The 11,586-nt window shown below is 44.9% G+C and carries 11 protein-coding genes; 10 read left to right on the top strand and 1 reads right to left on the bottom strand.

The window, feature by feature from the left end; all coding sequences use genetic code 11:
• Positions 1 to 368: 368 nt before the first annotated feature.
• Entirely contained in the window at positions 369 to 818 is a 450-nt protein-coding gene (locus ACKI3C_RS13085; RefSeq protein WP_407405790.1) for a YhcH/YjgK/YiaL family protein, read from the bottom strand.
• A 227-nt stretch (positions 819 to 1,045) separates the two neighbouring features.
• Here ACKI3C_RS13085 and ACKI3C_RS13080 point away from each other — a divergent pair, with 227 nt between their 5' ends.
• The 10 genes from ACKI3C_RS13080 (at position 1,046) to ACKI3C_RS13035 (ending at position 11,575) form a co-directional block, all read left to right on the top strand.
• Positions 1,046 to 2,395, top strand: coding sequence for an Ig-like domain-containing protein (locus ACKI3C_RS13080; protein WP_407405788.1), 1,350 nt, complete (start codon positions 1,046 to 1,048; stop codon positions 2,393 to 2,395).
• Between the two features lie 70 nt (positions 2,396 to 2,465).
• On the top strand, positions 2,466 to 3,755 hold the full coding sequence (locus tag ACKI3C_RS13075) for an Ig-like domain-containing protein (protein WP_407405786.1): 1,290 nt from the start codon (positions 2,466 to 2,468) through the stop codon (positions 3,753 to 3,755).
• A gap of 39 nt (positions 3,756 to 3,794) precedes the next feature.
• On the top strand, positions 3,795 to 5,084 hold the full coding sequence (locus ACKI3C_RS13070; RefSeq protein ID WP_407405784.1) for an Ig-like domain-containing protein: 1,290 nt from the start codon (positions 3,795 to 3,797) through the stop codon (positions 5,082 to 5,084).
• Positions 5,085 to 5,211: 127 nt separating this feature from the next.
• A complete protein-coding gene (gene tsaB, locus ACKI3C_RS13065) occupies positions 5,212 to 5,907 on the top strand; it encodes a tRNA (adenosine(37)-N6)-threonylcarbamoyltransferase complex dimerization subunit type 1 TsaB (RefSeq protein WP_407405782.1) in 696 nt (231 codons plus the stop codon).
• Between the two features lie 77 nt (positions 5,908 to 5,984).
• Positions 5,985 to 6,572, top strand: a complete 588-nt coding sequence (locus ACKI3C_RS13060; RefSeq protein WP_407405794.1) for a DUF4290 domain-containing protein — start codon at positions 5,985 to 5,987, stop codon at positions 6,570 to 6,572.
• A complete protein-coding gene (gene rimM / locus ACKI3C_RS13055) occupies positions 6,569 to 7,102 on the top strand; it encodes a ribosome maturation factor RimM (RefSeq protein WP_407405780.1) in 534 nt (177 codons plus the stop codon). Before ACKI3C_RS13060 ends, rimM begins: the two co-directional genes overlap by 4 nt.
• 20 nt (positions 7,103 to 7,122) lie before the next feature.
• Positions 7,123 to 7,404 (top strand): hypothetical protein, encoded by a 282-nt coding sequence (locus tag ACKI3C_RS13050; protein WP_407405778.1) that lies wholly within the window; start codon positions 7,123 to 7,125, stop codon positions 7,402 to 7,404.
• 7 nt (positions 7,405 to 7,411) lie between these two features.
• The gene (locus ACKI3C_RS13045; RefSeq protein WP_407405776.1) at positions 7,412 to 8,071 is read left to right on the top strand and encodes a hypothetical protein; all 660 of its coding nucleotides are present in this window, start codon (positions 7,412 to 7,414) and stop codon (positions 8,069 to 8,071) included.
• 14 nt (positions 8,072 to 8,085) lie between these two features.
• On the top strand, positions 8,086 to 9,567 hold the full coding sequence (gene proS, locus ACKI3C_RS13040; protein WP_407405774.1) for a proline--tRNA ligase: 1,482 nt from the start codon (positions 8,086 to 8,088) through the stop codon (positions 9,565 to 9,567).
• A gap of 94 nt (positions 9,568 to 9,661) precedes the next feature.
• Positions 9,662 to 11,575 carry an ABC-F family ATP-binding cassette domain-containing protein gene (locus ACKI3C_RS13035; RefSeq protein WP_407405772.1) on the top strand — a complete coding sequence of 638 codons (1,914 nt, stop codon included), beginning with the start codon at positions 9,662 to 9,664 and terminating at the stop codon, positions 11,573 to 11,575.
• Positions 11,576 to 11,586 lie beyond the last annotated feature (11 nt).

The raw sequence follows: 11,586 nt of genomic DNA, 5'->3' as shown, positions 1-11,586 counted from the left end.
TGTATAGCAGGTATATACGTATTATTTGGACGCTTTGGCAAATGCGTTTTTATAAAACTTAGCAGACAGAAACAGACGGTGTTCATTTTAACATTTCAAGTTCCCCAAAAGGGCGTGTACCCCTACCTGAGTAGTTACCGATACGCTTCGCTACGATGTGCTTCGCTACGATGCGCTCGCGGTGCTCGTTACGATGACGATGACATTGTTGGCGCAAACTTATTGCAACAGTGTTATCGTAGCGAGCATCGCGAGCGTATCGTAGTTCATGCCAGTGACCGTATCGTAGCGAAGCAACGCGAAGCGTATCGTAGTTCATGCCAGTGACCGTATCGTAGCGTAGCGAAACGAGCACTGCGAGTGTTTTGTCACACCGCTACCTTGATGCATATTTTCTTGATTGTGCCTGTCCCGATGATAGGAGCGTGGGCATCGAGCGGAGTCATGATGCATAGTTCGCCGGGATGTAGGGTGAAGTGGGTGAGTGGCGTGTCGTTGTAGAACGCGATGTCACGCTCAGCCGAGTAGGGAGTTACCACATTGTTGAGCATGTGTGTGGGTAGCCATCCCATCACTTCGTCCTTATCTACAGGCACATGGATGTCGATGTACTTGCGGTGCACTTCCAGCACCTGCTTGTCTATGGCTTTCATTGCTGGTGTTTCTACATTGGCCCACACGCCATCTTCAATGTCCACTCTGCTCACGCCTGTCTCATGAATGGATGCATAGTTATTACGCAACCATTGCAAAGCGGTCTTTAACCTTGGGCACATAGCCTCAAGATTTATTGTGTCATTAATCTTTGTTACTATCATGATACAAAATTAATATTTTTTTTTCATGTCCTTAAATCTGCAACTTAAAAATTTGGTAGTTTTAAATTATATTTGTACATTTGTCATGTCATGTTGTGTTTTTGCTTATTTGTAATGCAACACTTTATTAAGAGAAAATAATGACATGACAATCCTGAGCATATTTTTTGTTGCTCAGGATATTATACAAATAGTTACAAAAGTGTTGCTAGTTTAGTGATTGAACTATGAAAAAAGGGTTACTTATTTTAGCCTTAATTTGTGTTTGGTGTGCTCATGCTGTTAACGCCCAGTTAGTTAATGGCGATATAAACGATGATGGCAAGCTGGATGTTGTTGATATTAATTCAATGGTTTCTACTACACTGGGTTTGCAACAAATTCGGTATATCCCAATGAGCGACGATCCCAATATTGTGGATAATAGTCACGTTGCAGGAACGTGGTGGCTCAACAAGAAGGAGTCTTTTAAGTTAAACCCTGATGGCTCAACAGACTATCAAGGTGCATCAACCTACGAGTTTTATCCCTATCCAAGTCGCCTCATTTTCTATAATAAAAAAGGTGATGTCTTGGCCTGGATGACAGTGATTATGCTCATGGACGAACATTTGTGGGCTGTAGAAAAAGGTAATGGAGATGTGAAGGTGTATTACTCAACTCCCACTCAGCTTGTCGAGAGTGTTAAGATAAATGACCGTAATGTTAACATGAAATATGGTACTACACAGCAAATAAAAGTAACAGTCTTGCCTGATGATGCTGACACCAAGACATTGAAGTGGTGGAGCTCTGACGATGCTGTGGCTACTGTCTCCAGTGACGGCTTGGTTACTGCTGTTGACGCTGGAACAGTTACAATTTATTGCTCTACAACCGACGGAAGTAATATCACTGATAGTTGCTCGGTTAGTGTGGGTAACAAGGATCGCAGCGGTAAGGATAGCAATGGCCGGGAGTGGGTTGACCTTGATTTGCCCAGTGGCGCGATGTGGGCTTCTTGGAACATAGGCGCTAATGAGCCTCAAGGGATTGGTTTGTTTTTTGCTTGGGGTGACGTGGAAGGCCATGCAAGTAATGATGGACATGAATTTTCTTATAATACCTACAAGTGGGCTAATCCTTCGGGAGGAGGTAAATATACTAAGTATAATAACTATCCTGAAGGAGAATTGCATCCTCTTGATTCTGAAGATGATGCAGCTACCGCAAATTGGGGCAGCGAATGGCGCATGCCCACAGTAGAAGAAATTAGAGAACTGCTATCAGATAAAAATACAAAAACCGAACGAATAGTGGTGGACAAAATGCCTTGTATGAAGGTGACAAGTGTGAGGAATGGAAATAGCATTTTATTACCTTATGCTGGTGTGAAAATAGATAAATCATATTATGCCCAACATATATATTACTGGACAAATACTACACAAGGGATTGAACATTATAATACAGGATGTGTATATTTATATGATTTATATGACGACCCAAATATATATGGTGACAAAATATATATTGAATTGACTGATGAACGTTATATAGGTGCAACTGTGCGAGCAGTGCGTGTAACCTCTAAGTAATTTGTATTCATATTGTTAAAAACTTGTAACGCATAAAATTATGAAAAAATATATTTTAGCATTTGCTCTCATGTGTGTGATAGGTGCTCAGTACGAACATGCTCAAATTATTAAAGGTGACATGAACCACGATGGCAAGTTGGATGTCATTGATGTCAATGCTGCAATCTCGACCATTGAGGGGATGCGTGATATAGAGTATATAAAAGGCGGTCCCTATTCGGTTGATAACTCGAGTATCTTGGGCACATGGTATCGTAACAAGAGCGAGTCGTTCACATTGAACGAGGATGGCACGACCGACTATCCTGGTGCTGTGACCTATATGTTTTTCCCTTACCAGGGTCGCATCGTCTTTTTTGACAAGTATTTTCGTGTAGTGTCGTGGCTTGGTGTGATTAGGAACAAGGATGGTTACATGCGTTGCGTGACCAGTGGCAGCAATGATGCCATTTCTTATAATGCTATTCCCAAGCAGTATGTTGAGCAAATTAAGCTGAGCACAGATCATGTTATTTTGCAGCATAAAGTGAATACTCAGTTGACAGCTGAATGCCTGCCAAGTGATGCCAGCAATAAAAATGTGATTTGGTCAAGCAGCGATGAGAGTGTGGCTGTTGTTAATGCAAATGGCTATATCTATAATATGGGGGCTGGCAGTGCTGTGATTACTTGTACATCGGTTGACGACAATTGTGTCAAAGCAACTTGTACGGTAGAGGTAGCGCATGAAGACCGCAGCGGTGTTGACAGCAATGGTCATAGGTGGGTTGATCTAGACTTGCCTGGTGGCGTGTTGTGGGCCGAATGCAATATCGGTGCTAGTAAGCCTGGTGATAGTGGTTTATATTTTGCTTGGGCCGACACCAAGGGCTATACTGCAAGTAATCATAATTTCTCATTACCTAACTACAAGTATTTCAGTGAGAGTAAAGGATATACCAAGTATTGTAGTGTTGATTATCATGGTGTGGTAGATAATAAAACTATCATTGAGTCCAGCGATGATGCCGCAACAGCTGCTTGGGGGTCGGGCTGGCGCATGCCTTCAAGGCAAGAGTTTAGTGACCTGCTTGACGGTAGATACACAACTAATTACTATGACCGAGAGAATAATTGCTATAGGGTGGTGAGTAGGCTTAATGGTAATACTCTAACACTGGCGGCAAATGGCTGGATTGAGCATGAGACTAGATACTACTATAATGAATATGCTAAATATTGGACTAACGAGTTGTCAGATGGTTACAGTTCTGCATATTTCATGTCTCATTCCTATACTCAAATTCATATCGACTTTACTAGTCGTTACTTTGGTTACGGAGTGCGTGCAGTGCGCACGGTGAGTGCAGGAAACTAATGTTCAAAGTTTATCATTTACAGTAAATTAGTGAAAATTATGAAAAAATATATATTTGTTTTAGCATTGGTGTGTGCATTGTGTATTCAGTATGCAAGTGCTCAATCTCAAAATAATAATGAAAATGCTTCTGACATCCAATATGTTTATGTGGGTAAGGGCGACGCGAATTATATAGATAATAGTTATGTTTCGGGTACATGGTGGTGCAATACAACTGATTCATTGACACTAAACCAATATGGCGAAACTAATTATCCGGGTGCTGTAAGGTTTGAATACTATCCCTACCAAAGACGCATTCTTTTCATTGACGTTTACGACCGTCTGTTGACCTGGATGGACGTGCTTAAGATTAGTGATGGACTCATGTTTACAGTGACCAAGGGCACACAGTCAATTGTGACTTACTCAAGCGTACCCACCCAGTTGATTACATCAATCACACTGAATAAGTCTGATCTAGACTTGAAGCCCTCTACAACCGAACAACTGATTGCGACCATAAAACCTGATGATGCCACTAACAAAACTTTGGTGTGGTCAACTAGTGATGAAAGTGTGGCAACTGTGATCGATGGCAACGTGACGGCAGTGGCTATGGGAGCTGCGGTGATTACCTGTGAGTCAGAAGATCATGGCGTTTCTGTCGCTACATGTAATGTAACCGTGCCTCGCGATTATGTGGACCTGGAATTACCCAGCGGAACGTTGTGGTCACCATGTAATCTGGGTGCAAGCAAGCCCGAGGAAAACGGCTTGTACTATCAGTGGGGTGATTCTCGTGGACATACTGCCGATGAAATTTTTCCGTTTAACAAGAAAAATTATAAATGGTATGACAACACTAAAGGTCTAGTTACAAAATATTGTACTAATGGGGCGTGGGGAATAGTTGACAACAAGACCGTGCTTGACCCCGAAGATGATGCGGCAGCAGTCAACTGGGACGATGACAACTGGCACATGCCCACAACTGCACAGTTTGAGGAATTGTTTAATGAGCAGTACTCTACTGTCGAGTGGGTAACAATTAATGAAGTGAATGGATGCAAGATTACAAGTAAACAAAATGGAAACAGTATTTTCTTGCCCGCTGCGGGTTATCGTTATACTCCATGGGGTATAACTCCATCATCTAAGGATATAGACCTTGTAAATTCTTATTGCTTATATTGGACTAATAATTTCGAAGCAGGAAGCATAAACCAAAATTTTGTTTCAGCAACTATATTAAGGGTTAACTTAGATATTGATGAAGTTAATGTGTCATTAGAGAACAATGACCGTTATTGCGGCATGAGTGTGCGTCCTGTCCGTGCAAAATAACCCTTCAGCAGAGTACAGCAGAGTTAAATCGACCTAGGGCCAGCCTACTGGAAAAGTTTTGATTTTCATTTTTCGTTTTTCGTTAAAAATTTGTAACTTTGTAGGTTGAAATAGAAGGTTATGATTTATGGCAGTTATACTCAATATTGAAACATCGACCGAGGTGTGTTCGGTGGCTCTTACTTGTGAGGGTCAAGTGCTTGAACATCACGAGAATTACGACGGGCAGACTCACGCCACGCTCTTGAGTGCTTATGTGAAAGACGCACTTGACTATGTGCGCACACGCGAGCTCACCCTTGATGCTATTGCTGTGAGCATGGGTCCTGGCAGTTACACCGGGCTCCGTATAGGCTTGAGCGAGGCCAAGGGGCTTGCATTTGGGCTTAATGTTCCTCTCATCGGCGTGAACACGCTGCAACTGCTTGTTGTGAGCACGATGTTCAATAATTTCTTTGACGATGACGATATGGTATTTGTGCCGATGATTGACGCTAGGCGCATGGAGGTGTACACTGCGGCTTATAACACGGCATTGCGAGCCGTTGTAGAACCGCAAGCCATGATTATCGACGAAAATTCGTTCAGCGACATACTTGCCGAGCATAAGGTGGTGTTCATGGGGAACGGGTCAAACAAGGTGCGCGAGGTCATCAAGCATCCTAATGCAGTGTTTGTTGACGGCATCAAACCGGTTGCACTCGAAATGATGGCACTTGCCGAGAAAGCCTTCCGAGAGTCTGATTTCATTGATGTGGCTTACTCAACGCCACTTTATCTGAAGGAATTTCAAGCAACAACTCCAAAGAAAAAGGTGTTATAACCACACTATGGGGAGAAAATGGTTTATAATGCCAAAAAAAATGCTTAACTTTGCACTTTTATTGAAGTAATTATATGTTGACTTATAACTCACAACTTAAGCAACTCATCTTACCCGAGTATGGCCGCAATGTTCACCAGATGGTAGAGCACTGCATGTCGCTTGTCGATCGCGAAGAGCGCAACAGGTGTGCCCACACAATCATTGCCATCATGGACAATATGTTTCCTGAAAACAGGGTAGAGGCTGACTATAAACGCAAACTGTGGGACCATCTTGCCATCATGAGCGAGTTTGAACTGGATATTGACTATCCCTATGAGATTGTGCGCAAGGATAATCTTGATAGTCGTCCCGCCCCGATGGATTATCATCTTGAACCCATTAAATACCGTCATTACGGCAAGATAATTGAGCGCATGATAGAACGTGCGGCTCAATATCCCGAGGGCGAAGAGCGTGACGCCCTGGTGATGCTACTGGCTAACCACATGAAGAAACTCATCTTCCAGATTAACAAAGAGGACGTGGAGGATGCAAAGATATTCAAGGACCTGTACTACTATTCAGGCGGCAAGATAAAACTGAATGTAGATACCCACAGCCTGCATGAGTTCAAAGAGGCTCCGCAGCAGGGTGGTTCTAAAAAGAAGAAAAAGAAATGATATTGCGCGATGACATATTGTGCATAGGTCGCTACAACAAACCTCACGGCGTGAACGGCGAGATTTCGGCATCGCTTGATGTGGACTTTGAATTTTTGCGCAATTTCTCATGTCTCATCAGCGAGATTGACGGCATCTACGTCCCCTTCTTTGTTGAGTATAGCCGTGCCAAGTCGGCCGTGTCGGCACTGATAACCATTGATGGCATTACCAACGAGCGCGAGGCAACACTGCTTGTGAATAAAGATATCTATGTGAGAAAAGATGAATATGAGTCAATCTCTAGCGATGAAGACTGCGATGAGATGCCCATTGATTACTTCATCGGTTTTACACTGTATTCCCAGGAAGGCGCGAGAGTGGGTGAGATTATTGATGTGGACGATGCGACCGAGAACGTGCTGTTCATTGTTGAGACACCCGAAGGCGATGAGGTGGATATACCTGCTGCCGACGAACTGGTGACTGACATTGACATGGATGGTGAAAGCATCACGATGTCGTTGCCCGAGGGTTTGTTAGATATTTAACTTGAAAAATTAATAAGGATATGAAAGAATTTGATGATAACGACGCGATTAAGTTTATTCGCAACCAGGTTCCCGAAAGTGCAGCATGCAGTGAGGATGATTTGCTGTTGCTCGTAGATACTATGTTTGACTATTTCGACTCGCTCAGCGATGACGCCCCCGACGAGGCGTTTGACACTGAGGCGGTGGTAGCCTATGTGAAAAAGCAGTTGCAACGTGACTCTGACAACAAGATTCCGCAAGAAATGGTTGAAAGCATCGTTGTGGCTGAACTCGACTATGAAGATTCGCTAGACGATTGATAATGACATGAGATATTTAAAATATATATTAGCAGTCCTGGTCGTTGCCCTCTCGGTGCCGACCATTCATGCTAAAAAGAAGGTGGTGGATATCTATGAACTCACATTTGATGAGAACCTAGAGACTCCAATCCCGGCTAACGACAATATCGCCGAACGCATTGCCCAGTTCCAGGGAGTCGTGGCCGAGAAACTATATGAGAAGAACCCTAACACCTGGACTATGCGTGACGGAGAGGTAATCATGATGACCTTTCCCGCAAGCCAGTTGTTTGCGCCCAATGACACCGTGTTGACCGAGGTGGGCAAGGTGGCATTGAAACCATTGCTGCCCTTCCTCAAAACTCCCGGGCTTTACAAGATGCTGTTGCTCATGCACAGCGATGACACTGGCAGCGACGAATACACAATGGAACTGACACGTTGCCGCGTGAATGCTGTGTATGACTGGATTGATGCCAACGGGTCGGTTGACTTTGTTGTCCCTTATGCACTAGGAGCCACAACACCAAGTGTTGATGACAAAGGCATGGAAATTCCAAATGACTCAATGGAAAACCGCAAGAAAAATCGTCGCTTGGAGATTTATCTTGTGCCTGAAGAGAGCATGATGGAGCTTGCCAAGAAAGGCAAGATTGACTTGAAAATATTGAACATAAAAAAATAACGATATAAAAGAAAATGGCAAAAGAGTTGAAAAACTTGACCAAGAGAGCTGAAAACTACTCTCAATGGTACAACGAACTAGTAGTGAAAGCCGACCTTGCAGAGCAGTCGGCAGTGCGTGGCTGTATGGTAATCAAGCCTTATGGTTATGCAATATGGGAGAAAATGCAGCGCGAACTTGACAATATGTTCAAGGAGAGCGGAGTGCAGAATGCTTATTTCCCCTTGCTCATTCCCAAGTCATTCTTGAGCAAAGAAGCCGACCATGTTGAGGGTTTTGCCAAGGAGTGTGCTGTTGTTACCCACTATCGTCTCATGAACGATCCCGCAGGCAATGGTGTCGTGGTTGACCCCGCTGCTCGTCTTGAGGAAGAACTTATCATTCGCCCCACATCAGAGACTATCATCTGGAACACTTATCGCAACTGGATTAACTCTTACCGCGATCTTCCTTTGCTCGTGAACCAGTGGGCTAACGTGTTCCGTTGGGAAATGCGCACACGCTTGTTCCTGCGCACCGCTGAATTCTTGTGGCAAGAAGGTCACACTGCTCATGCAACTAAGGACGAGGCTCAAGACAAGGCAATCGAGATGCTCAATGTGTATGGCGACTTTGCCGAGCGTTTCATGGCTCTTCCCGTTGTTAAGGGTGTGAAAACAGCCAACGAGCGTTTTGCAGGTGCGTTAGAGACCTACACCATCGAGGCAATGATGCAAGACGGCAAGGCTCTGCAGAGCGGTACATCTCACTTCCTCGGCCAGAACTTTGCAAAGGCATTTGACGTTAAGTTTATCAACAACGAGAACCAGCTTGAATATGTTTGGGCTACTTCATGGGGCGTATCTACTCGCTTGATGGGTGCTCTCATCATGACTCACAGCGATGACAATGGTCTCGTGCTTCCTCCCAAGTTGGCTCCCATTCAGGTGGTTATTGTACCTGTTTACAAGAATGCCGAGCAGCTTGCACAGGTTGATGAGGTTGTTAACCCCATCGTGGCTAAACTCAAAGGCATGGGCGTATCGGTTAAGTATGACAATGCCGATAACAAGCGTCCTGGCTTCAAATTTGCCGACTACGAACTTAAGGGTGTACCTGTTCGCCTCGTGCTGGGTGCCCGCGACATCGAGGCTGGTACAGTCGAGGTGATGCGTCGTGACACGCTCGAGAAACAGACTGTGGCTCTTGAGGGTATCGAGGAATATGTTAAGAACTTGCTTGACGAGATACAGAACAACATCTTCACCAAGGCCCTCAACCACCGTGAGTCGATGACCTATAAGGTTGACACATGGGAAGAATTCAAGGCACAGATAGAGAAGGGTGGTTTCATTCTTGCTCACTGGGACGGCACTACCGAGACCGAGGAGAAAATCAAGGAGGAGACAAAGGCGACAATCCGCTGCATCCCCATGGACGCTGAAGATGAACCCGGCAAGTGCATCTACACTGGCAAACCCAGTGCTCGTCGCGTGATCTTCGCTCGCAATTATTGATGCCCAAATCGTTAAAAATCGTAATATAAAACGGTGCTCTGAGGGGAGGTTTTCTCCCCGCAGAGCACTTTGCAATAATGTAAGAATTGGTTAGATGATTTCTATACAAGGATTGAACGTTGAGTTCGGCAGCCAGGTGTTGTTGAAGGATATTAACTATGTCATCAACAAGCGTGACCGCATTGCTCTTGTGGGCAAGAACGGTGCTGGCAAATCAACTATGCTGAAGATAATAGCCGGTTTGCAAAGCCCCACCAGCGGAGTAGTGGCAAGGCCTGTCGATATAACCATAGGATATTTGCCCCAGCAGATGGTGCTCACCGATTCTTTGACTGTGCTTGAAGAAGTGAACAAGGCGTTCAGTCACGTGCACGAACTCGATGAGACAATAAATCGACTTAACGCTGAACTTCTCGAACGCACCGACTATGAGAGCGAGTCTTATCAAGAACTCATCGACCTGCTGTCGCTCAAGACCGAGGCTCGCACAATGATGCAGAGCGAAAATATCGATGCTCAAATCGAGAAAACACTCATCGGCTTAGGCTTTGCACGCACCGACTTCAATAGGCCCACTAATGAATTTAGCGGCGGCTGGCGCATGCGCATTGGACTGGCTAAAATACTGCTGCTCAATCCCGATGTGCTCTTGCTCGATGAGCCGACTAACCACCTTGACATTGAATCAATACAGTGGTTGGAGTCATTCCTGACCACCCGCAATGGCTCGCTGGTGCTGGTGTCTCACGACCGTGCTTTCATCGATAATGTAACAACCCGCACCATAGAAATCTCCCTGGGACGAATCTATGACTACCAGGTCAACTATTCGCACTTCGTAGAACTGCGCAAGGAACGCCTTGAGCAACAACGCCGTGCCTACGAAAACCAGCAGAAACTCATTCACGACACCGAGGACTTTATCGAGAAGTTTCGCTATAAGGCAACTAAAGCCGTGCAGGTGCAAAGCCGCATCAAGCAGCTTGAGAAGATAGAGCGTATCGAGGTTGACGAGGTTGATAACTCGAGACTGCGACTTAAATTCCCACCAGCACCACGCTCGGGTGACTATCCTGTGATTGCCGACGAAGTGCGCAAGGATTATGGCACGTTGAATGTGTTCCACAATGTCACTTTTACAATCAAACGTGGCGAGAAAGTTGCATTTGTGGGCAAGAATGGTGCTGGAAAGACTACGCTCGTGAAGTGTATCATGAACGAGATTGAGCACTCGGGCGAGTTGAAGATAGGACACAACGTCAAGATAGGTTATTTCGCTCAAAATCAGGCGCAGTTGCTTGATGGTGAGATAACGGTCTTTGACACTATCGACCGCGTGGCTGTGGGCGACATACGCACTCGCATCAACGACCTGCTAGGTGCGTTTATGTTTGGCGGCAAGGCAAGTGAGAAAAAGGTGAAGGTGTTGTCGGGTGGAGAGAAAAGCCGTCTCGCAATGATAAAACTATTGCTTGAACCTGTCAATTTCCTTATACTTGACGAACCCACTAATCACCTCGACATGCGCACTAAAGACATCCTCAAAGATGCTATCCGTGACTTTGACGGAACTGTAGTCGTTGTTTCGCACGACCGTTATTTCCTTGACGGACTTGTTGATAAGGTCTATGAATTCGGTGGGGGGGTGGTTAAGGAACACCTGGGCGGCATCTACGATTTCTTGGAGAAGAAGAAACTTGACTCACTGCAACAGCTTGAAGCCAAGGATGTTGTAAAAAAAGAAAATGCCGATAACACTCCATCAACTGGCAAACTCAGTTACATGGAACAGAAAGAGCGTGATCGCAAAGCAAAGCAAGCAGTGAAACGCGTCAAGCAGTTAGAAGAATTGATCAACGATCTTGAACAGAAAATCAAGGAAATCGAGGACGAGCTTGCAACAGGTTCATCAAGTGCCCCCGATATTTACACTCGCCACGCTCAACTCAACACCCAGCTTGAAGAAACAATGCTAGAATGGGAAGAAGCAAGCGAACAACTCTCTTGATTGGAAGTGGA

This window comes from Sodaliphilus sp. (assembly GCF_045598405.1).
GTDB lineage: Bacteria > Bacteroidota > Bacteroidia > Bacteroidales > Muribaculaceae > Sodaliphilus > Sodaliphilus limicaballi.
The sequence above is the reverse complement of the archived record's forward strand: the minus strand, read 5'-3'. Positions and strand labels throughout refer to the sequence as shown.

Coding starts and splice junctions, on each gene's coding strand:
- ACKI3C_RS13050 (WP_407405778.1), top strand. CDS start 7,123: ATGAAAGAATTTGATGATAACGACGCGATTAAGTTTATTCGCAACCAG.
- ACKI3C_RS13085 (WP_407405790.1), bottom strand. CDS start 818: ATGATAGTAACAAAGATTAATGACACAATAAATCTTGAGGCTATGTGC.
- ACKI3C_RS13045 (WP_407405776.1), top strand. CDS start 7,412: ATGAGATATTTAAAATATATATTAGCAGTCCTGGTCGTTGCCCTCTCG.
- rimM (WP_407405780.1), top strand. CDS start 6,569: ATGATATTGCGCGATGACATATTGTGCATAGGTCGCTACAACAAACCT.
- ACKI3C_RS13080 (WP_407405788.1), top strand. CDS start 1,046: ATGAAAAAAGGGTTACTTATTTTAGCCTTAATTTGTGTTTGGTGTGCT.
- proS (WP_407405774.1), top strand. CDS start 8,086: ATGGCAAAAGAGTTGAAAAACTTGACCAAGAGAGCTGAAAACTACTCT.
- tsaB (WP_407405782.1), top strand. CDS start 5,212: ATGGCAGTTATACTCAATATTGAAACATCGACCGAGGTGTGTTCGGTG.
- ACKI3C_RS13075 (WP_407405786.1), top strand. CDS start 2,466: ATGTGTGTGATAGGTGCTCAGTACGAACATGCTCAAATTATTAAAGGT.
- ACKI3C_RS13035 (WP_407405772.1), top strand. CDS start 9,662: ATGATTTCTATACAAGGATTGAACGTTGAGTTCGGCAGCCAGGTGTTG.
- ACKI3C_RS13070 (WP_407405784.1), top strand. CDS start 3,795: ATGAAAAAATATATATTTGTTTTAGCATTGGTGTGTGCATTGTGTATT.